At 57.9% G+C, this 18,602-nt stretch carries 20 protein-coding genes; 10 read left to right on the top strand and 10 right to left on the bottom strand.

The window, feature by feature from the left end; translation table 11 throughout:
- The first annotated feature begins 8 nt into the window (after positions 1-8).
- The gene (locus FY156_11185) at positions 9-758 is read left to right on the top strand and encodes an SDR family oxidoreductase (GenBank protein UXS01980.1); all 750 of its coding nucleotides are present in this window, start codon (positions 9-11) and stop codon (positions 756-758) included.
- A 10-nt stretch (positions 759-768) separates the two neighbouring features.
- On the opposite strand, the gene FY156_11180 is transcribed toward FY156_11185, so the two are convergent.
- Both FY156_11180 and serB read right to left on the bottom strand, forming a co-directional pair.
- Complete coding sequence (locus FY156_11180; GenBank protein ID UXS01979.1) at positions 769-1,350, bottom strand: GNAT family N-acetyltransferase; 582 nt, start codon at positions 1,348-1,350, stop codon at positions 769-771.
- A complete protein-coding gene (gene serB, locus FY156_11175) occupies positions 1,347-2,237 on the bottom strand; it encodes a phosphoserine phosphatase SerB (GenBank protein ID UXS01978.1) in 891 nt (296 codons plus the stop codon). The genes FY156_11180 and serB overlap by 4 nt, the downstream gene beginning before the upstream one ends.
- Between serB and miaA the strand changes: the two genes are divergently transcribed.
- Positions 2,236-3,132 carry a tRNA (adenosine(37)-N6)-dimethylallyltransferase MiaA gene (gene miaA, locus FY156_11170; protein ID UXS01977.1) on the top strand — a complete coding sequence of 299 codons (897 nt, stop codon included), beginning with the start codon at positions 2,236-2,238 and terminating at the stop codon, positions 3,130-3,132. The genes serB and miaA overlap by 2 nt on opposite strands.
- An 11-nt stretch (positions 3,133-3,143) precedes the next feature.
- On the opposite strand, the gene FY156_11165 is transcribed toward miaA, so the two are convergent.
- Positions 3,144-5,138, bottom strand: coding sequence for an ATP-binding protein (locus FY156_11165; GenBank protein UXS01976.1), 1,995 nt, complete (start codon positions 5,136-5,138; stop codon positions 3,144-3,146).
- Between the two features lie 378 nt (positions 5,139-5,516).
- Here FY156_11165 and FY156_11160 point away from each other — a divergent pair, with 378 nt between their 5' ends.
- The 4 genes from FY156_11160 (at position 5,517) to FY156_11145 (ending at position 8,931) form a co-directional block, all read left to right on the top strand.
- Entirely contained in the window at positions 5,517-7,310 is a 1,794-nt protein-coding gene (locus FY156_11160) for an acetolactate synthase 3 large subunit (protein UXS01975.1), read from the top strand.
- A gap of 21 nt (positions 7,311-7,331) precedes the next feature.
- A complete protein-coding gene (ilvN, locus tag FY156_11155; GenBank protein ID UXS01974.1) occupies positions 7,332-7,904 on the top strand; it encodes an acetolactate synthase small subunit in 573 nt (190 codons plus the stop codon).
- Between the two features lie 132 nt (positions 7,905-8,036).
- Positions 8,037-8,405, top strand: a complete 369-nt coding sequence (locus FY156_11150) for a helix-turn-helix transcriptional regulator (GenBank protein UXS01973.1) — start codon at positions 8,037-8,039, stop codon at positions 8,403-8,405.
- Positions 8,398-8,931: an SRPBCC family protein gene (locus FY156_11145; protein ID UXS01972.1), complete on the top strand. Its 534-nt coding sequence runs from the start codon at positions 8,398-8,400 to the stop codon at positions 8,929-8,931. The genes FY156_11150 and FY156_11145 overlap by 8 nt, the downstream gene beginning before the upstream one ends.
- 135 nt (positions 8,932-9,066) lie before the next feature.
- On the opposite strand, the gene FY156_11140 is transcribed toward FY156_11145, so the two are convergent.
- Entirely contained in the window at positions 9,067-9,912 is an 846-nt protein-coding gene (locus FY156_11140; GenBank protein ID UXS01971.1) for an aldo/keto reductase, read from the bottom strand.
- A gap of 166 nt (positions 9,913-10,078) precedes the next feature.
- Here FY156_11140 and FY156_11135 point away from each other — a divergent pair, with 166 nt between their 5' ends.
- Entirely contained in the window at positions 10,079-10,672 is a 594-nt protein-coding gene (locus FY156_11135) for a LysE family translocator (protein UXS01970.1), read from the top strand.
- A 9-nt stretch (positions 10,673-10,681) separates the two neighbouring features.
- Here FY156_11135 and FY156_11130 read toward each other — a convergent pair whose 3' ends face one another.
- The 5 genes from FY156_11130 to FY156_11110 form a co-directional block, all read right to left on the bottom strand.
- On the bottom strand, positions 10,682-11,461 hold the full coding sequence (locus FY156_11130; protein ID UXS01969.1) for an anti-sigma factor: 780 nt from the start codon (positions 11,459-11,461) through the stop codon (positions 10,682-10,684).
- The gene (locus FY156_11125) at positions 11,458-11,994 is read right to left on the bottom strand and encodes an RNA polymerase sigma factor (protein UXS01968.1); all 537 of its coding nucleotides are present in this window, start codon (positions 11,992-11,994) and stop codon (positions 11,458-11,460) included. Before FY156_11125 ends, FY156_11130 begins: the two co-directional genes overlap by 4 nt.
- 4 nt (positions 11,995-11,998) lie before the next feature.
- Positions 11,999-12,373 carry a hypothetical protein gene (locus FY156_11120; protein ID UXS01967.1) on the bottom strand — a complete coding sequence of 125 codons (375 nt, stop codon included), beginning with the start codon at positions 12,371-12,373 and terminating at the stop codon, positions 11,999-12,001.
- Positions 12,374-12,470: 97 nt separating this feature from the next.
- Entirely contained in the window at positions 12,471-12,950 is a 480-nt protein-coding gene (locus tag FY156_11115; protein ID UXS01966.1) for a DUF2269 domain-containing protein, read from the bottom strand.
- 8 nt (positions 12,951-12,958) lie between these two features.
- A complete protein-coding gene (locus FY156_11110; protein ID UXS01965.1) occupies positions 12,959-14,242 on the bottom strand; it encodes an SDR family oxidoreductase in 1,284 nt (427 codons plus the stop codon).
- A 145-nt stretch (positions 14,243-14,387) separates the two neighbouring features.
- On the opposite strand from FY156_11110, the gene FY156_11105 reads away from it, so the two are divergent.
- On the top strand, positions 14,388-15,515 hold the full coding sequence (locus FY156_11105) for an AAA family ATPase (protein UXS01964.1): 1,128 nt from the start codon (positions 14,388-14,390) through the stop codon (positions 15,513-15,515).
- A gap of 9 nt (positions 15,516-15,524) precedes the next feature.
- On the opposite strand, the gene FY156_11100 is transcribed toward FY156_11105, so the two are convergent.
- A complete protein-coding gene (locus tag FY156_11100; GenBank protein UXS03122.1) occupies positions 15,525-16,223 on the bottom strand; it encodes a MerR family transcriptional regulator in 699 nt (232 codons plus the stop codon).
- Between the two features lie 231 nt (positions 16,224-16,454).
- Between FY156_11100 and FY156_11095 the strand changes: the two genes are divergently transcribed.
- Positions 16,455-17,210 (top strand): pyridoxine 5'-phosphate synthase, encoded by a 756-nt coding sequence (locus FY156_11095; protein ID UXS01963.1) that lies wholly within the window; start codon positions 16,455-16,457, stop codon positions 17,208-17,210.
- A gap of 74 nt (positions 17,211-17,284) precedes the next feature.
- Positions 17,285-18,550 carry an NAD(P)/FAD-dependent oxidoreductase gene (locus FY156_11090; GenBank protein UXS01962.1) on the top strand — a complete coding sequence of 422 codons (1,266 nt, stop codon included), beginning with the start codon at positions 17,285-17,287 and terminating at the stop codon, positions 18,548-18,550.
- The last annotated feature ends 52 nt before the right edge of the window (positions 18,551-18,602 follow it).

Raw genomic sequence — 18,602 nt, 5'->3', positions numbered from 1 at the left:
GCAAGGATATGAAACTGCTGAACAATAAGGTTGCAATCATCACTGGCGCGTCGTCTGGCATCGGCCGGGCGACGGCTTTGCTGTTTGCCGAACACGGGGCATCCGTCGTCATCAACGCACGTGGAGATGCGGCGCTGAAAGATGTTGCGCTGGCGGTTGCGGAGCGTGGTGGCCGTGCCCATGCCGTGACGGGCGATGTCGGATTGCCGGAAACCCATGCTCGCCTGGTCGATGCGGCCGAAGCGATTTTTGGTGGCCTCGATGTTGCCGTCAACAATGCGGGCGCGGTCGGTGCCATGAAGCCGCTTGCGGAGCTGACACCGGATGAGTGGCATTACACCCTGACCGCCAATCTGACCTCTGCCTATTTGGGAGCGCACAGCCAGATCCCATCGATGCTGAAACGCGGTGGCGGCTCGCTCGTGTTTACGTCCAGCTTCGTCGGGACAAGCGTCGGTTTGCCAGGCATGGCGGCTTACGGAGCGTCGAAGGCGGCGCTGATGGGGTTGGTGAAGGGCATTACGGCGGATTATGCCGGACGTGGCATTCGCGCCAATGCGCTGTTGCCGGGCGGGGTCGATACGGCAATGGCAGGCGATGAGGCGCAGAAGGAGTGGGCGGCAAGCCTGCATGCCTTGAAACGCATTGCGCAACCGGAGGAGCTGGCGCAGGCCGCGCTGTTTCTTGCCAGTTCGATGTCCAGCTTTGTGGCAGGCTCGGCGCTTTATTCCGATGGTGGCAATGCGGCGGTGAAATAGCTGATGTCGCTTACCTTGCGGTCTCGCTTCTGGTCGCCCGCCATTCTTCGAGGCTCAGCGCATAGGTGACGTGCCTGCGAAGATGAGGATGGGTGGCTTCTGGCACGCGCGGGTGGTCGAAGTCGCGCGATGGATCACGTTTCAGACCGATCCGCTCCATGACCGAGGTGGAGCGATGGTTGTTATGGACGGCGAAGGAGACGATTTCCGGCGTCTCCTTTTCATCGAAGGCCATCGCCAGAAGCGATTTTGCCGCCTCCGTTACATAGCCATGTCCCCAGTAGCGCGTCGCCAGCCGCCAGCCGATTTCCATCGTGCCGAGCGGGAAGGGCGGGTCGAGGTTCATGACGGGGGAGATGCCGCAGAAACCCATTGCCTCTGCGGTTTCCCTGAGCTCCACGGCGTAAAAGCCGTAGCCGCTGCCACGGATCATGCCATTGATGGTTTCGAGCACCGCGTCCGCTTCTGCGTGGCTGCGACGGAAAGGAAAAAACTCCATGACTTTGGCGTCCGCATTGATTTCGCGGAACAGGTCACGGTCGCTTTCCTTCCATTCGCGCAGAATGAGCCGAGGTGTCTCGCGAATGATCATGCGCTAACGAAATCCGTCTTGCGGTAGCCCTGAATATAAAGCAGCGCGGTCAGATCGCCGTGGTCAATCCGCATCTGGGCCTCGGCCGCGACGGCCGGCTTGGCGTGCAGGGCCACGCCGGAGCCTGCCAGATGCAGCATGCCGAGGTCGTTGGCGCCATCACCAACCGCCATTGCTTCATCCGGCGTGATGCCAAGCTTCGAGGCGATGTCGTTCAGTGCATCCACCTTTGCCTGCTTGCCGAGAATGGGTTCGGCAACGGTGCCGTCGAGTTGTCCATTCGCTTCACCCAACAGGTTGGCGCGGTTTTCATCAAAACCGAGCATGGCTGCGACCCGACCTGTAAAGACGGTGAAGCCGCCCGAAACGAGCGCCGTATAATACCCCTTGGCCTTCATGGTGGCGATCAGTTCCTTGCCGCCGGGCGTCAGCGTGATGCGCTTTTCAATGACATCGTCGACAACGGAAACGGGGAGGCCCTTGAGCAGGGCAACGCGTTCGCGCAAGGCCGGTTCGAAAGCGATCTCGCCATTCATGGCACGAGCGGTGATCGCGGAGACCTTCTCCTTGAGGCCGACTTCAGCGGCCAGCTCATCAATGCATTCCTGGCCGATCATGGTCGAGTCCATATCGGCAATCAGGATTTTCTTGCGGCGTGTTTCCTGGTCCTGAACCACGACGTCGATTTTTTCACCACCGACAGATGCGCGTAGGGCATCATAGGCTGAAGCAATATCCGATCCTTCAGGCAGGACGATATCGCAGGCAATTCCGTCTGCCAGCCAGTAGAGACCGGAGGCTTTCACGGCCTTCGCGGCCGCTTCGCCGAGGGCAGATGTCAGAACAGGATTTGACGGATTGGCGATAAGCGTGGCAACGAGAGCCATGATGAAAAACCTTGATGAGAATTTTGATGCGATCCTGATAACCGGCCCGACGGCAAGCGGCAAGTCCGCGCTTGCGCTTCGTCTGGCTCGGGAACGTGGTGGCGTCGTCATCAATGCTGACAGCATGCAGGTTTATGACACACTTCAGGTGCTGACAGCGCGGCCCTCTGAGGACGAAATGGAGGGTGTTCCGCACCGTCTCTACGGCCATGTTGCAGCAAGCCGGCTTTATTCGACCGGTGAATGGCTGCGCGACATTGCCGCTCTTCTGCAGCAGTTGCGCGGGGAAGGTCGTTTTCCCGTGATCGTTGGTGGGACGGGTCTTTACTTCAAGGCGCTGACCGGCGGTCTTTCGGATATGCCAGCCATTCCGGCCGCTATTCGGGACGGACTTCGCGACCGTTTGTTGCAGGAGGGAGCGGAGGTTCTCCACAAGGAGCTTTTCGGTCGCGACCCCGAAATGGCGCGAGTGCTGAAAGAAGGCGATGGCCAGCGCATTGTGCGCGCTCTCGAGGTTCTTGAAACCACCGGAAAATCGATCCGTGATTTCCAGCAGGCGCGTGGTCCCGTGATTGTCGACACCGACCGCGCCCGGAAATTTGTCGTTCTGCCAGAACGCCCCGTGCTGCATGCCCGCATTAACAGCCGTTTTGAAAAGATGATGGAAAGCGGTGCTGTGGACGAGGTGAAAGCGCTTTTGGCGTTTGGTTTGCCGGAAGATGCGACAGCGATGAAGGCGATCGGTGTTGCGCAGATCGCAGCGATGCTGTCCGGTCAGATGAGCGAAGCCGAGGTCATCGAAAAATCAGCGGCTGCGACACGCCAATACGCCAAACGCCAGATGACCTGGTTTCGTAACCAGATGGGAGAGGACTGGGAGCGCATTCAGCCGTGAGGCTGGCGGCTTCAATCCTTGCGATAAAGACTGCCGAGTGGTTTTTTAAGCAGACTTTCGCGCAGCGACGGTCTGTTTTCGACCGGTGGCGGGGCGTTCTGCGCCTGCAACTGGAAAGAGGCCTTCCGCAGGTCGTTGACTGGGTCGGCTTGGGCAGGCTGCGCACTGCGTCCGGGCAACATGTCTGGACGATAGGGTTCGTAGCCGCGCGTGCCTTCAACCGTATTTGAAGGGCTGTGCAGTTCCTGTCGCCAGTTCTGTGTTTCTTCAGTCTCCTGCGGTTCCGGTGTCTCGGAGACCGGGAATGCGGCATCGAAGCTCTGCTGGAAGCCGGAGATCGCTGGCTTTGCCGCCGCTCGCATGCGTGTGACGATGGAACTCAGATCGACGGTATCAGGCGTTTCCTGTACCGCATGGGTGGTGGCGCCACTGGCTTTCGGCAGCTTGGCAGTGGGAACGCGGTCAAAGCGCATCCGCATAGGCACACTGACAGCCTCACCAAAGGCGATTGCTTCGCCGTTGCCGATCGACGAGAGGAAGCTCGTGGTCGATGTCGACGAGTTCGGCACCGCAGAAAGAATGATCTTCTGGTCGTTCTCGTTGGAGAGACGCATGGCAAAAACCGTCGAGCACTGCGACAGGATCGTCTGATCCAGTTCGCTCGGCCGCTGGCTGATGACGCCGAGGGAAACGCCGTATTTCCGACCTTCCTTGGCAATCTGGGCAATCGCCTGTCGGGTCGGGAAAAAGCCGCGCTCCGGGTCTGCCGGAACATAACGGTGCGCTTCCTCGCAAACCACCAGCATATGCAGCGAACCACGTGCCAGAACGGCGAGTTCAAACGACATCCGGCAAAGCACCGACGCAACGGAGTTTACGACTTCAGAGGGAATGCCAGAGAGCTGAAAGACAGAGATCGGTTTGCCATCGCCGGGAACACGGAAAATATGTGCCAGCGTTTCCATGATCGTGTCGCTGATCGTGTTGCTGGAGAACATGAAGTGATAGCGCGGATCATTGATCGCGGAGAGGATACGGATCTTGAGCGAGCGCAAGGCGGGCTTGTCGCTGCGTCCTTCAAGTCGGCCAATGCGTTCGTCGATCATCGCCAGCAGGTCGGCGATCCGATAGGGAATGGGCGAGTCCGAGGTGACCGCGCTCTTGTCGGAGCTGCGCCGAACGGCAGAACCCTCTGATCCCCGGAAAACCCGTTTTGCATCGGGGATCAGATCACGAAGGATGTCCATCTCTTCAGGAACCGGCTTTCGCCCGCGAAACACCACTTCGGCAAACTCATCCAGTCGCATCAGCCAGAACGGCAGATCGAGCGTATCGGTGTCGATGACGACGGAATTGCTGGGGAAGGCGGCGGCGAATTCGTTATGCGGATCGAGAATGAGGATACGAAGTTTCGGGTCGGTTTCGATTGCCTTGTTGAGCAGCAATGAAACAGCGGTCGATTTGCCGACACCCGTGGAGCCGACGACGGCAAAGTGTTTGGCCAGCATCTGCGGAATGCTGATCGTTGCGTCGATGGCATCGTCCTGTGTGAGCTTGCCAATGACACAGGCGTCGCGCTTGCCGCTATCGTAGATTTTCGAGAGATCGCTTGTTCGGATGCGATGCGCCACAGCGCCAAGATAAGGATATCGTGAGATGCCGGTCGAGAAGCGTTCGCTGCCATCTTCCGTCCGGTAGACTTCGCCCAACAGGTCAACCTCTATCAGCAACGTGTTGCTACCGTCGCTCGACCAGCCGTCGTCTTTGGTGCGCATCGAGCAGGTGAGGGCGGCAACCCGGCTGGTGCCCATCTCTATGGAGATCAGGCGGCCCACGGACCAGAGTTGTGAAAGATCGGTGGAACCGGGATCGGTATCTGCGGCGATTGTGGCGCGTGCGCCATCGCAGGCGATCACACGCCCAAGCTGCCGATTGGGCGCTTGCTGGCTGGATCGTCGCTCGTTTTCGTCCGTCCTGGACGATGAATAAAACTCGCCGTTGTTCACATGTCATCCCGGGCGCTGGACAAGACCGCATTTCGGACAGCGCCTGTGCTTTCCAGTATAAGATGAACCTATTTAACAACTGGTGTAGCGATATCGTTCGAAAATTTCGTTTTGGCGGTCGTTCTGGCAATAAAATGAACGGAAGATGATTTTTTCCGCAATATGCGTTGACGGCTGCCGCGTTTGTGGCTAACACTCCGCCCCATGAAAAATCTTAACGTACTTATCGTGGTGGGACGGCGCATGGGCAGGATGGTGTAACCATCCGGCGAAAGCACCCATGCGCTAAACGAGGCTCCTCTAGGGGCCTTTTTTTATGTCTTCACACGGGCCGTAAGGCTCAGCGATATCCAAAGCCAACTCGGGATGGAACAGGCAATGACGGATAAGGACAATACGGAAAACAGCAATCGCATGACGGGCGCGGAAATCGTTCTGAAAGCCCTCAAGGATAACGGTGTGGAGCACATCTTCGGTTATCCGGGCGGTGCCGTCCTTCCGATTTATGACGAGATTTTCCAGCAGGAAGACATTCAGCATATCCTCGTGCGCCATGAACAGGGCGCCGGCCATGCGGCCGAAGGTTATGCCCGTTCCACTGGTAAGGTCGGCGTCATGCTTGTCACCTCCGGTCCTGGTGCCACCAATGCGGTTACGCCTCTGCAGGACGCGTTGATGGACAGCATTCCGCTCGTTTGCATTTCCGGCCAGGTTCCGACCACACTGATCGGTTCCGATGCGTTTCAGGAGTGCGACACGGTTGGTATTACGCGCCCCTGCACCAAGCACAACTGGCTGGTAAAGGACGTCAACGAACTGGCTGGCATCATCCATGAGGCTTTCCGCATCGCACAGACCGGCCGTCCGGGTCCGGTTGTCGTCGACGTTCCCAAGGATATCCAGTTTGCCACCGGCACCTATACGCCGCCTTCCGCTGCCGTTCAGCAGAAGAGCTACAAGCCGAAGGTCCAGGGCGATCTGAACGCCATTCATGCGGCCATCGAATTGATGTCGAAGGCGAAAAAGCCTGTTTTCTATACGGGCGGCGGTGTTATCAACTCCGGGCCGGAGGCAACCCGCTTGCTGCGCGAACTGGTCGAGCTGACCAATTTCCCGATTACCTCGACCCTGATGGGGCTCGGTGCCTATCCCGCATCTGGCAAAAACTGGCTCGGCATGCTGGGCATGCACGGATCTTACGAAGCCAACATGACCATGCACGATTGCGATGTCATGGTTTGTATCGGTGCGCGCTTCGATGACCGTATTACCGGCCGTCTGAATGCGTTTTCGCCGAACTCCAAGAAGATCCACATCGATATCGATCCGTCTTCGATCAACAAGAACGTTCGTGTCGACGTTCCGATTATCGGCGATGTCAGCCATGTTCTGGAGGATATGGTTCGCCTGTGGCGTGCGCTGCCGAAGAAGCCTGAAAAAGCGCAGACGGCAGACTGGCACGAGCAAATCGATCGTTGGCGTGCCCGCAATTCCTTCGCCTACAAGAATTCAAACGATGTCATCATGCCGCAATACGCGCTTCAGCGTCTGTATGAGGCGTCGAAGGGACGTGACACCTACATCACTACCGAAGTCGGCCAGCACCAGATGTGGGCAGCGCAGTTCTTTGGTTTCGAAGAACCGAACCACTGGATGACATCCGGTGGCCTCGGCACCATGGGATATGGTCTGCCTGCAGCCATCGGCGTTCAGGTTGCCCATCCGGATGCGCTGGTCATCGACGTTGCCGGTGATGCCTCGATCCAGATGTGCATTCAGGAAATGTCCTGCGCCATCCAGTATAACCTGCCGGTCAAGATCTTCATTCTGAACAACCAGTATATGGGCATGGTTCGTCAGTGGCAGCAGTTGCTGCATGGCAACCGCCTGTCCAACTCCTATACCGAAGCGATGCCTGATTTCGTCAAGCTGGCGGAAGCTTACGGCGCGGTCGGCATGTACTGCGACGACCCGAGGGAACTGGACGACAAGATTGCTGAGATGATTGCGGTCAAGAAGCCGGTTATCTTCGATTGCCGCGTTGCCAATCTTGCCAATTGCTTCCCGATGATCCCGTCTGGTAAAGCCCATAACGAGATGCTGTTGCCGGATGAGGCGACGGACGAGGCTGTTGCCAATGCCATCGACGCCAAGGGCCGTCAGCTGGTTTAAGAGCGGGAAGAGGAAAACGACATGAACGCACACCTACAACCCACCGGCTCTGCCTATTTCATCCAGAAGGAAACGGCGGTTGCGGAAAACCACACGCTGTCGGTTCTCGTCAACAACGAGCCCGGCGTGCTTGCCCGCGTCATCGGCCTGTTTTCAGGCCGGGGCTACAACATCGAAAGCCTGACGGTTTCGGAGACGGAACATGAGGCGCATCTGTCGCGTATCACCATCGTGACCCGTGGCACGCCGGTCGTTCTGGAGCAAATCAAGGCCCAGTTGGAGCGCATCGTTCCTGTGCACCGGGTTCTCGATCTGACAGTCCGCGCTCGCGAGTTGGGGCAGGAGCGGCCGATCGAGCGCGAAGTGGCGCTTATCAAGGTTGCTGGTGCCGGCGAGGACCGTGCCGAGGCTCTACGTCTTGCCGATGCGTTCCAGGCCAAGGTGGTCGACGCAACGGTCGAGCATTTCATTTTTGAAATCACCGGCAAGTCCTCGAAAATCGACCAGTTCGTGGCGATCATCAAGCCTCTCGGCCTGATCGAAATCTGCCGCACCGGTATCGCTGCCATGAACCGTGGCTCGCAGGGTATGTAAAAACGCCCCTAAGTCATTGTTTCCGATATAACGCCCGTGGGAAACCGCGGGCGTTTTTGTTTGGCGGGCGCCCTTGCAGAGTTATTCAACCATTCGGTTGACTTTTCCTCTCGGGCGCTTATATTCAACAATATGGTTGAATTACTCGCTCCCCATCTGGACACCGTCTTTCATGCCCTCGGCGACGCGACACGCCGGACGATGCTACGCGAGTTGTCGCGCGGTGAGCGAACGGTCAGCCAACTGGCAGAACCATTCGACATGTCGCTGGCGGCAGCGTCCAAGCATATCAAGACCTTGGAGAACGCCGGTCTCATCCAGCGGGAGGTGAGGGGGCGCACCCATTTTTGTCGCCTGGCGCCGGGGCCGCTGGCAGAGGCGCACGAGTGGCTCGATTTCTACAGGCAGTTCTGGAACAGCCGTCTCGATATTCTCGAACAGATGCTCAGGGAGCACGATCAGGACAAACCCATTCTAAACGGAGGAAATGACAATGACTGATATTGTAATGCCCGACGCTTATGGCCGGATTGTCGAGCCAGCGACCGTGAAGATCGAGCGACTTTTGCCGGGACCGATCGAGCGGGTCTGGTCCTATCTGACGGACAGCGATCTTCGCCGCCGCTGGCTGGCTTCCGGTGAGATGAAACTGGCCGCCGGGGCACCCTTCGAACTCGTCTGGCGAAACGATGAATTGACGGACCCACCCGGCAAGCGCCCCGACGGTTTTTCGGAGGAGCACAAGATGGCGAGCCGTATCATCACCGTCATTCCGCCGCACCGGCTTGTGTTTAGCTGGGATGAAGGTGGTGAAGTGTCAATCGAACTGCAGGCCCTGGGCAAAGAGGTGTTGCTGACGCTCGTTCATCGTCGGCTCGCCAACCGCGCGGAAATGCTGGGTGTCAGCTCCGGCTGGCACGTCCATCTCGATATTCTTGCCGACCTCCTGCACGACAAGGCGCCCGGTCCTTTCTGGGATCGGTGGCTGGTATTGAAAAAGGAATATGAAGACAGAATTCCGCGTTAGGTGCTTTCTTGAATGCTAGAGCCGTCCGGTGCACCGGGCGGCTTTCTTTGACTTTCAAAGCGTCGTTCGGCTCTGATAATCCGATTCAAGCTGTTGCCGGACCGATTCCGGAAACCCCGTCATCTTCATGACATATCACAGCATTTCGAGAGCGATCTTGCGGGACGGTGGCGGGAAGGCAGCATCGAGCGCTGCCCAGTCTTCTTCGGTGATTTCAAGCTCAATCGCGCCGCGATTTTCCTCGACACGTTCCGGTCTTGCGGATTTCGGAATGGCGATGACGCCGTCGCGCTCCAGCAGGAACGCCAATGCGAGTTGGGCCGGTGTGGCCTGATAGGCTTTGGCAATATGGATCAGAGCATGGTTGTCGAGGATTCGTCCCTGTTCGATCGGCGAGTACGCCATGACCGGAATGCTGCGTTCCTGACACCAGGGAAGGAGATCGAATTCCGGTCCTCGTCGGGAGAGATTATACAGCACCTGATTGGCAGCACATTTGTTGCCATCGGGGACATCGAAGAGTTCTTCCATATCGTCGACATCGAAGTTCGAAACGCCCCAGTCAACGATCTTGCCCTGCGTTTTCAGCTTCTCGAAAGCGGCGACGGTTTCCTCCAGAGGATTTCCACCGCGCCAATGCAGGAGGTAGAGATCCAGGTGGTCGGAGCCGAGTCTGGCCAGACTGCGCTCGCAAGCCTCGATCGTGCCCGCAGCACTGGCATTCCATGGGTAGATCTTGCTGACCAGAAACACCTCGTCGCGCCGGCCGGTAATCGCCTTCCCGACGACCTTTTCGGATCTGCCATCGGCGTACATCTCAGCGGTGTCGATCAACGTCATCCCGACGTCGATGGCCTTGTGTATGCTGCGGATTTCCTGAGTTTCACCGGCGCGTTGCTCGCCCATGTTCCATGTGCCAAGGCCAAGGGCAGGGATCTCTTTCCCCGAAGGTAAGGATACGGATGGAATATCGTCGTTCATCGGCGTGCTCCCATGATCAATGAGTGGACAATAGCGACTTGCCCCACCTTCTCAACAGACAATCCCAAGATCGCGATCCATCAAAAGAATTGACCCTGGCGATCAGGCGTTAAGGCTGGCTAGTCCACCTCGAGGGGGATAAATTCCCTGTCTTCGAGGAGACGCCATGACAATCGAGACCTTCATCGCGCTGGTGTTGTTTGCCTTCACCACGTCCATTACGCCTGGACCGAACAACATGATGCTGTTTGCTTCCGGCGTGAATTTCGGTTTTCGCCGGACCATCCCGCACATGCTGGGCATTGGCGTGGGGTTTCTGTCGCTTCTCATCGGTGTCGGTTTTGGTCTAGGTGCGTTGCTGCACTCGATCCCGTTGCTCTATACGGCGCTGAAATTCGCAGGCGGCATCTATCTGCTCTGGATTGCCTGGAAGATCGGCACATCCAGAAGTCTCAGCGATGGAACGACCGGGGCAGAGCCCATGACGTTCATCGGTGCTGCCGCCTTCCAGTGGGTCAATCCGAAGGCATGGGTCATGGCGGTCACGGCGATGGCGACCTATACGAACGAAGATCAGTACTTCTTCACCGTGATGCTCGTCGGGCTGGCTTTCGCAGCCGTCAATCTGCCCAGCGTCTCGACATGGGCAGGTTTTGGCTCAGCGTTACGGGACTGGTTATCCGTTCCCGTCCGGCTGAAGTGGTTTAACATTACCATGGCCGTGCTGCTGGTGATCAGCTTGTGGCCGATGTTGAAATAGCCACGGCCTCTAGGTCGGAAACTGGCGATAACATTCCTCGGCGATCTTCTGGACTTCCGCCTGCGTCAGTTCCGCCGATACGGCGTAACCAAGTTCGTTGTCGATCCAGTAGAAGGTCTCGATGCCATCGGCACTTGCCATGCGGAAGCTTGTGGTGCGGTTTTCTTCGTTGTGACCGATGAGGACGGTGACGCGTTTTCCGGTCTTGTCCTGGTACATCAGCATGGCGCCGGGTTTGCCGCTGACTGGCACCAGACGACCGCCGACAAGATCGTAACCGAGTTTCGTCAGATCAGGGATGGCAAAGGGATAGCCCAGCCGCTTGCCCAGCCATGTCGCCAGATGCTGCTGTTCCGAGGCGCCGACCTCAACAGGGTGGCGTACCTCACTGGCATAGATCAGATAGGCGGATTTCGCCTGCGTCGAAATATCTGCTGTTTGCAGTCCGGGTTCGTTGTCAGGGGCCCCGGTGGTCAGAAGTCTGCCGGTTGTCGCTCCGGCTGCGAAGATCAATACCGCGGCGGCAGTCCGCACCAGGACGGACTTCCAGCGTGTGGAAGAGGGATCGATTTTCTCCGCCAGCATGGTGGCGTCATCGGGGCGGGATGCCTCATAAGGCGCAAAGGCACTGCGCAGCATTGCTGCCTGCTGTTTCCAGGCTTCGACGCGCTCCAGTTCGTCAGGCCGCTCGGAAAGCCACGCCTCGACGATTGCCTTATGCTCGTCGGAAAGAAGCCCGTCGGCATAAGCATGCAAATCGTCTTCGGTAATGGCGTCCAGCCTGTTCATTTCGGTCTCCGCAGGGGAATGATATTGTTTGTCGCCAGATGCTGGCGCAATGTTTCGCGGGCGCGTGACAGCCGCGACATGACGGTACCGACCGGTATCGACATCGTTTCCGCCGCTTCCTGATAACTGTAGCCTTCCACTGTCACCAGAATCAGCACTGCGCGCATATCGGGTGACAAGAGCGCCAGGGCGCCATGAAGCCGGTCGTTTTCGAGCGTGTCGCCCAGCACGTCGCCGCCCGTTATATTTTCATGGTCTTCGAGGCTTTCGGATGGATGCCGTCGCTCGAACCGGTGTCGGTTGCGGTAAAGGTTTGTCATGATGGTGTAAGCCCATGACTTCAAACCTGTTCCGCGCCATTGCCGACGATTGGCAAGCGCCTTTTCCACGCAGTCCTGCAGCAGATCCTCGCCATCGGCGTCGGTGTGGGAGAGGCTGCGAGAGTAACGTCGCAGCGCCGGCATCAATGCCAGCATTTCCGCCTCAAAAGAGCCGGGAGCGGGGGAAAAATTCCCCCGCGGTCTGTCGTTCATGCCATCAGGGTTTTGCGGCATCCCACACACCGTTCACGCCATCACCGGTAGCATCGCCCGTTTTCATATCTTTGACCCAGTAATAGAGCGGCATGCCATCCTTGGCCCATTGTTTCTTGCCGTCCTTGCGTGTCACGATCGAATAGGCACCGTCTGCCTTGTCGCTATCGGTGGCGAAGAAGGGCGGCCAGTTGGTCGCGCACTTGTCGTAACAATTGGATACGCCCTTCTTGTCGTTCTTGAAAGTGTAGAGCGTCATGCCTTTTGCCCCCGCAAGCACGTTGCCCTTTTCGGTCTTGACGGTTTCGACCATTGGGGCGGCATAGGCTGTTCCGGCAAGCGCCAGAACGAGGGCGGGGGCGATAAAGCGGATATTCATGGACCAATCCTCCTTGGTTGCAGGCGATGTTTTCGCTAACGATCAATGAGACACCGCAGGTCCGCGTTTTATTCCCGGCTGCCTGAAAAAAGTTTCTCTAGCTCCAGAGCGGAATGTCGGGTTTCATCAACATCAGCCAGATGATGCCGACCACCGCAAAAAATGCCGGAAAACCGCAGGCGAACCAGATGCGATAGAGACGAAACCATTGAGCAGGCAAAGGTGTGCCAGCCGTGGCGGAAGCCCGGGCGATATCGCGTAACCGTATCTGTATCCAAACCACGGGCAGCCAGAAGATACCGGTGAAAACATAAAGCAGCAGGGATAGAAAAACCCAGCCTTCGGTCAGCGGCCAACCGATGATGTCGGCCAGCAGATAGCCGGTAATAGGCTGAAAAACGGCGGCTGTCGCCGTAAAGACCGTATCGGCAATGACAACAGTTCCCGCCACATGAGCGATCAGCGCCGGGTTTTCGGTTCTGCGTGCCATCACCATGAAGAAGGCGATACCGGCGCCGGTGCCGAACAGGACGGTCGCGCCAATGACGTGGGCAAGGCGAATGATCTCTTCAAACATGGTGCAGTTTATCGTTCATCGAGGATTGCCATAGCGGCAAGTGTCAGGGTGATGGAGGGCAGGACTTTGACAAGCGGCCCCAGAGGATCGAGCCACAGTGCCGGTTCGAGCATGGTGCCGCCGGCTAGATAGGAGGCGGTCACCAGCAACATGCCGAGCATGGCTTTGAGAGCATAGGGCCTCAGCAGAACAGCGATGCCAAGTGCGATGTCGATCAGGCACGTCGCCACCGTCAGCACCAGCGCCGACGTTTCCGGCATGAAGGGCAAGAAATGGCTGGATGCTCTCGTCAGGTCGAGAAGCGGGATTACTCCGGACAGCAGCCAGAACACGGAAAGACAGACAATGGAGACGGGTTTCAGCAGGAAGAGCCGTGCGAACCATAGATCCTGAACGCCGGACGGATTGCCGGCCAGTGTCTGACTGGCAGTTTTGAACGCAAAGCCCTGCATACGGGCGCCGTCTGCGGTCACGCCTTGTGACATTACCGCCATCGCGGTGGAGCGGAGCGGGGAGCGCCAGCCAAGCGAACCCGCCAGATCTGCTGCCCAACTGACCGGCTTTGCCAGCCATACAGGCAAGGATATGGTTTTCGCCTCTGCCAGTCCCAGCCATTGTCTATGCATTCCAACCAGGTTGCCTAGTGTCAGTAACTGGTCGGCGGCCAGATGCAGGTCGCTTCCGGGAGCAATCTCTCCACGAATGGCTTGCGAAACGGCCTCGGTCACGTCGTCCAGGGCGACCGTTTGAACCGGGCTTTGCGAATGGACGAGCGGAATTAAACAGGGAATACTTGCCAGTGCTCGCAGCAGCGCTGTCCCGCCGTGGGCGTTGCGTCCAATCACCAGAGCCGGGCGCAGGATGATGTGCGGTACACCGCTTGCGGCCAAGGCATCGTCGGCACGCTGTTTGGTTGACAGGAATGGTGTCTCCGCGGCCGACCCTGTGGTGCGGGCCGATATCTGCACGATCAACCTGTTGCCGTCATCGGCGTTGGCCTGATAGAGGGCGCGCATCGCCTTTTCCTGTGTGGCGGCAAGATCGTCCGAAAGACCGTCCTGCAGCGCCCCGGCGCAATTGACGACAGCGTCGTGTCGTCCGAGCAGCAAATGCCAGTTGGCTGGCTGCGTCATGTGAGAGAGATCGGCGGTAACCCATTCAGCAAAGGCAAATTTCCGTCTTGCGGATGCCGTCGTACGGCCAAGACCGGTGACGGCATGGCCATCGGCAGCAAGCCTGCGGGCAATTTCAGAGCCGATGAAACCGGTCGCGCCAAGAATCAGAATTTTCATGCGCCAACTCTATTCATGGATGTGCGTCGCCGCTATCGCCATTCCTGCCTGATGAAACAAAGAATGCGGGTGTTCCGGCTATGCCTGATTCTTCTTTCGTTCTTTTTCTGTTGCGCTTGGCGCTCGAATCCTGCGATGAGAGCGCATGCAATTTTCACCGCAACAGGACGAAGCCCTCAAGGCTGTTTCACGCTGGTTGAAGGAAGGCCGTTCACCGGTTTTCCGTCTGTTCGGCTACGCCGGAACGGGCAAGACCACGCTCGCCAAACATTTCGCGGAAAATGTCGACGGTGACGTGCTGTTTGCAGCCTTCACCGGCAAGGCGGCGCAGGTGTTGCGCTCGCGCGGCGCTTCAAACGCTCGTACGATCCATTCGCTGATTTACCGTCCGCGTGGCGAGGAAACGGTTGAAGATGAGGAAACCGGCAAGACGTCCGTCGCGCCGATGTTTTCCATCAACCGTCAAAGTCCGCTTGCAAAGGCAGCCCTGATCATCATCGACGAGTGCTCGATGGTGGATGAGCAGCTCGGCAGGGATCTGATGAGCTTCGGTACGCCGATCCTCGTTCTCGGCGATCCCGGACAGCTTCCGCCGGTGACTGGCGGCGGTTTCTTCACCGAGCAGGAGCCGGATTTCCTCCTGAGCGAAATTCACCGGCAGGCGAAGGACAACCCGATCATTCAGCTTGCCATGGATGTTCGCGAGGGCCGCGAGATCATGCGTGGCGATTATGGTTCGGCGCAGGTGATATCCAAGTCCGACGTGACGCAGTCGCTTGTTCTTGATGCCGATCAGGTGCTGGTTGGCACAAACCGTACGCGTCGCCGCTACAACCAGCGACTTCGCGAACTGAAGGGTTTTTCCGCAGACTACCCGCAGTCCGGCGACAAGCTGGTTTGCCTGCGCAACGATCCAGCAAAAGGTCTGCTGAACGGTTCGCTCTGGCAAGTGATGAGTTCCTCTCGCGAAACGGTCAAACCCGGTATCAACCTGATGATCCGTCCCGAAGACGACGATATGGATCGCGGAGCTGCGAAGATAAAGCTGCTCAAGGCAGCCTTCGAGGAAACGGAAACCGAGATCCCCTGGTCGACGCGCAAGCGTTACGACGAATTTGATTTCGGATATGCCCTGACCGTGCACAAGGCGCAGGGTTCGCAATGGAACAATGTCGTTCTCTTTGACGAGAGCTACGCATTCCGCGATTCGCGCGAGAGATGGCTTTATACGGCCGTCACCCGAGCGGCTGAACGGCTGACGATCGTGCGTTGAGAATGCTGCTCAGGCGCGGATGACGCCGAGCAGCACGGCTTTTGCGACTGCCTGGAAACGATTGCTGGCGTTGAACTTGCCGATAATCCTCGTTTCAAGGTCATTGAGTTCGTCGCCTGACAGACCCAATGCACGCGCAAGCCTGACAGGTGCATAACCTTCGGCCATCAGTTCGAGGCATTTCCGCTCGTTATCCGTGAGCAGGACGTCGTTCGTGTGTCCATGCTGGCGGTAATCGCCGTCATCGCTCTCAGGCCCGATCACCAGGACATCTTCGATTTGCTGCACCTGGCGCTGAATTGTGGAGAGATCTGCGGTCAGCTCTCTCTTTCGCTGTCGCAGGGCGTGATGAAAGACATCGTCAGCCTCTTCCTGTGAGGAAGAGCGCAACAGCCGTTCCATGATCTCGGTAATTGTCGCAACGGAGATGCCGATTTCGCGGCAGAAATTGATCACCGCCATGCGGTGCACGTTACGGTAGGAGTAGACGCGCATCTGGCCGACCCGTTTTGAGGTCAGAAGCGCTTTTTCCTCGTAGAAGTGCAGGGTGCGGTGTGTGACGCCGAAGATATTGGCCATGTCGGCAATAGGGACGGGTTCGGGCGGTAAAGACGACGGTAAACTGATATCCGGAAGAAAGTTGCCCGGACGTTGGTGTAGTCTTTCTTCGTCGCCGTGGTTGTTGAACGGCATCCGACCATCCCGCATTGTCTCCCCCTTCTGCGTGGACTGACATTCCGCCGACTTTGAGGTCATGCCGGCCTGATCCCCGGCCACCCCATTTTTTAACGTGTCAGCATCATGCCTAACGCATCAAACATAACGAACGTATCTTTTGTCTTTTCGTTCCGTGATGTTAAAAATTTTAGCGACCCTCCTTGCGAATGCCCCCAAGCTGCGTGAAACAGGGAGGAGATTTCCGAATGTGAGCCGATTGCCATGCCTGCAAAACTATCCGTCAATTTGAACGCAATTGCCATGTTGCGCAACCGTCGCGATCTTCCCTGGCCGGATGTCGCGCATTTCGGGAGAATCGCATTGGCGGCAGGCGCCAGCGGCCTGACTGTACACCCGCGTCCGGACCAACGCCATATTCGCTTTTCGGATCTTCCCGTGCTGCGTGCGCTGATCGATGATTCCTTTCCGAAGACGGAATTCAACATCGAGGGATATCCAAGCGAGGATTTTCTCGTCCTGTGTGAACAGACGCAACCGGAGCAGGTAACCTTGGTGCCTGACGATCCCGCCCAGGCCACGTCCGATCACGGCTGGGACTTTCGCAAACACGCGACGTTCCTGAAAGATGTGGTCTCGCGCCTCAAGGCCGGCGGCATGCGTGTCTCGCTTTTTGCCGATGGGGACGGCGAGCGTGAGCCGGTGGAACTTGCCGCTGAGACCGGTGCTGCCCGTATCGAGCTTTATACTGGACCTTATGGTGGCTGCTTTGACGATCCGCAAAAGGCTGAAGCGCTTCTCGAAACGCTCGGGAAAACCGCTGATCACGCCAGGGCACTCGGGCTCGACGTCAATGCAGGGCATGATCTGACCGTTGCCAATCTGCCGAAATTGATGGAACGCATCCCGTTTCTTGCCGAAGTTTCGATCGGTCACGGATTGACGGCGGATGCGCTGGAATACGGCATGGCTGAAACGGTACGGCGTTTTTGTCGCGCCTGCGGGCAGTCTATTTCATAACTAAAGTCAATTTTTTTGCCTATAGTCGGTCGCGCGTATGCTCCGTGCGCGCGCTTTTAAAAAGGCAGAAGACTATGCAAGAAAATCATGTTGTCGTCGTGGGTGGAGGCTTCGGCGGCTTACAACTCGTACATGGGCTGGAGGGGGCTCCTGTGCGTATCACCTTGATCGACCGTCGCAATCACCATCTTTTCCAGCCATTGCTTTACCAAGTTGCCACGACCGTTCTGGCAACATCGGAGATTGCCTGGCCGATCCGGCGGCTTTACGGCAACCGCAAGGAAGTGACGACGCTCCTGGCCGAAGTCACCGGTATCGACCGGAATGCCCGCACCGTGCATTTGAGTTCCGGCGAGACCATCGGTTTTGATACGCTCGTTCTGGCCACGGGTGCGCGGCATGCCTATTTCGGCCGTGATGAATGGGAGCGTTCTGCGCCCGGCCTCAAGACGCTCGAGGATGCGACGACAATCCGCCGTCGCCTGTTGTTGGCGTTTGAGAAAGCCGAACTCGCGACCAGTGAGCAGGAACGGCAGGCTCTTCTGACCTTTGTGATTATCGGTGCAGGTCCGACTGGTGTGGAAATGGCAGGCATGATTGCCGAACTTGCCCACAAGGTGTTGCCACCGGAGTTCCGCAATATCGACACCACCAAGGCACGGGTGTTGCTGGTCGAGGCCGGTCCGCGCGTCTTGCCGGTCTTCACCGAAGAACTTTCGACCTATGCCAAGGAAGCCCTCGAAAAACTCGGCGTCGAGGTGCTGCTTGGAACGCCGGTGACGGCGTGCACGGATGAAGGGGTGACCGTCGGCGAGACCTATTATCCTTGCCGGACGGTTGTCTGGGCTGCGGGTGTGCAGGCGTCTCCGGCGGCAAAGTGGCTTGATGCGCCGGCAGATAGGGCAGGACGCGCCGTGGTCGGCCCGCATCTCTACCTGAACGACGATCCCAATATCTTTGTCATCGGCGATACCGCGGCCGTCTCGCAGGAGGATGGCAAGCCGGTCCCGGGGATTGCTCCTGCCGCCAAGCAGCAGGGAGGTTATGTAGCGAAGCTGATCAAGGCACGTCTTGCCGGCAAAGCCGAGCCTGCGCCGTTCCGCTATAAACATCAGGGCAATCTCGCAACGATCGGCAAACGCGCTGCCGTTATCGATTTCGGCAAGATCAAGCTGAAGGGCGGCATAGCCTGGTGGATATGGGGATTGGCCCATATCTACTTCCTGATCGGCACACGCTCGCGTCTTGCCGTCGCGTGGAGCTGGTTGTGGATTTACATGAGCGGCCAGCACAGCGCCCGGCTCATCACGCAGAAGGAAACGTTGAAGGACGAGTCCTGATAACGCGGCAAAGAATGGAAAAAGGGCGGGGCGCTTTCGCGTCCCGCCCTGA

Origin of the sequence: Agrobacterium tumefaciens, from assembly GCA_025559845.1 — a bacterium.
Classification (GTDB): domain Bacteria; phylum Pseudomonadota; class Alphaproteobacteria; order Rhizobiales; family Rhizobiaceae; genus Agrobacterium.
Note: the sequence above shows the minus strand (reverse complement) of the source record. Positions and strands in the feature narration are given on the sequence as shown.

Coding starts and splice junctions, on each gene's coding strand:
- FY156_11185 (UXS01980.1), top strand. CDS start 9: ATGAAACTGCTGAACAATAAGGTTGCAATCATCACTGGCGCGTCGTCT.
- FY156_11180 (UXS01979.1), bottom strand. CDS start 1,350: ATGATCATTCGCGAGACACCTCGGCTCATTCTGCGCGAATGGAAGGAA.
- miaA (UXS01977.1), top strand. CDS start 2,236: ATGATGAAAAACCTTGATGAGAATTTTGATGCGATCCTGATAACCGGC.
- serB (UXS01978.1), bottom strand. CDS start 2,237: ATGGCTCTCGTTGCCACGCTTATCGCCAATCCGTCAAATCCTGTTCTG.
- FY156_11160 (UXS01975.1), top strand. CDS start 5,517: ATGACGGATAAGGACAATACGGAAAACAGCAATCGCATGACGGGCGCG.
- ilvN (UXS01974.1), top strand. CDS start 7,332: ATGAACGCACACCTACAACCCACCGGCTCTGCCTATTTCATCCAGAAG.
- FY156_11150 (UXS01973.1), top strand. CDS start 8,037: ATGGTTGAATTACTCGCTCCCCATCTGGACACCGTCTTTCATGCCCTC.
- FY156_11145 (UXS01972.1), top strand. CDS start 8,398: ATGACTGATATTGTAATGCCCGACGCTTATGGCCGGATTGTCGAGCCA.
- FY156_11140 (UXS01971.1), bottom strand. CDS start 9,912: ATGAACGACGATATTCCATCCGTATCCTTACCTTCGGGGAAAGAGATC.
- FY156_11135 (UXS01970.1), top strand. CDS start 10,079: ATGACAATCGAGACCTTCATCGCGCTGGTGTTGTTTGCCTTCACCACG.
- FY156_11130 (UXS01969.1), bottom strand. CDS start 11,461: ATGAACAGGCTGGACGCCATTACCGAAGACGATTTGCATGCTTATGCC.
- FY156_11125 (UXS01968.1), bottom strand. CDS start 11,994: ATGAACGACAGACCGCGGGGGAATTTTTCCCCCGCTCCCGGCTCTTTT.
- FY156_11120 (UXS01967.1), bottom strand. CDS start 12,373: ATGAATATCCGCTTTATCGCCCCCGCCCTCGTTCTGGCGCTTGCCGGA.
- FY156_11115 (UXS01966.1), bottom strand. CDS start 12,950: ATGTTTGAAGAGATCATTCGCCTTGCCCACGTCATTGGCGCGACCGTC.
- FY156_11110 (UXS01965.1), bottom strand. CDS start 14,242: ATGAAAATTCTGATTCTTGGCGCGACCGGTTTCATCGGCTCTGAAATT.
- FY156_11105 (UXS01964.1), top strand. CDS start 14,388: ATGCAATTTTCACCGCAACAGGACGAAGCCCTCAAGGCTGTTTCACGC.
- FY156_11100 (UXS03122.1), bottom strand. CDS start 16,223: ATGCGGGATGGTCGGATGCCGTTCAACAACCACGGCGACGAAGAAAGA.
- FY156_11095 (UXS01963.1), top strand. CDS start 16,455: ATGCCTGCAAAACTATCCGTCAATTTGAACGCAATTGCCATGTTGCGC.
- FY156_11090 (UXS01962.1), top strand. CDS start 17,285: ATGCAAGAAAATCATGTTGTCGTCGTGGGTGGAGGCTTCGGCGGCTTA.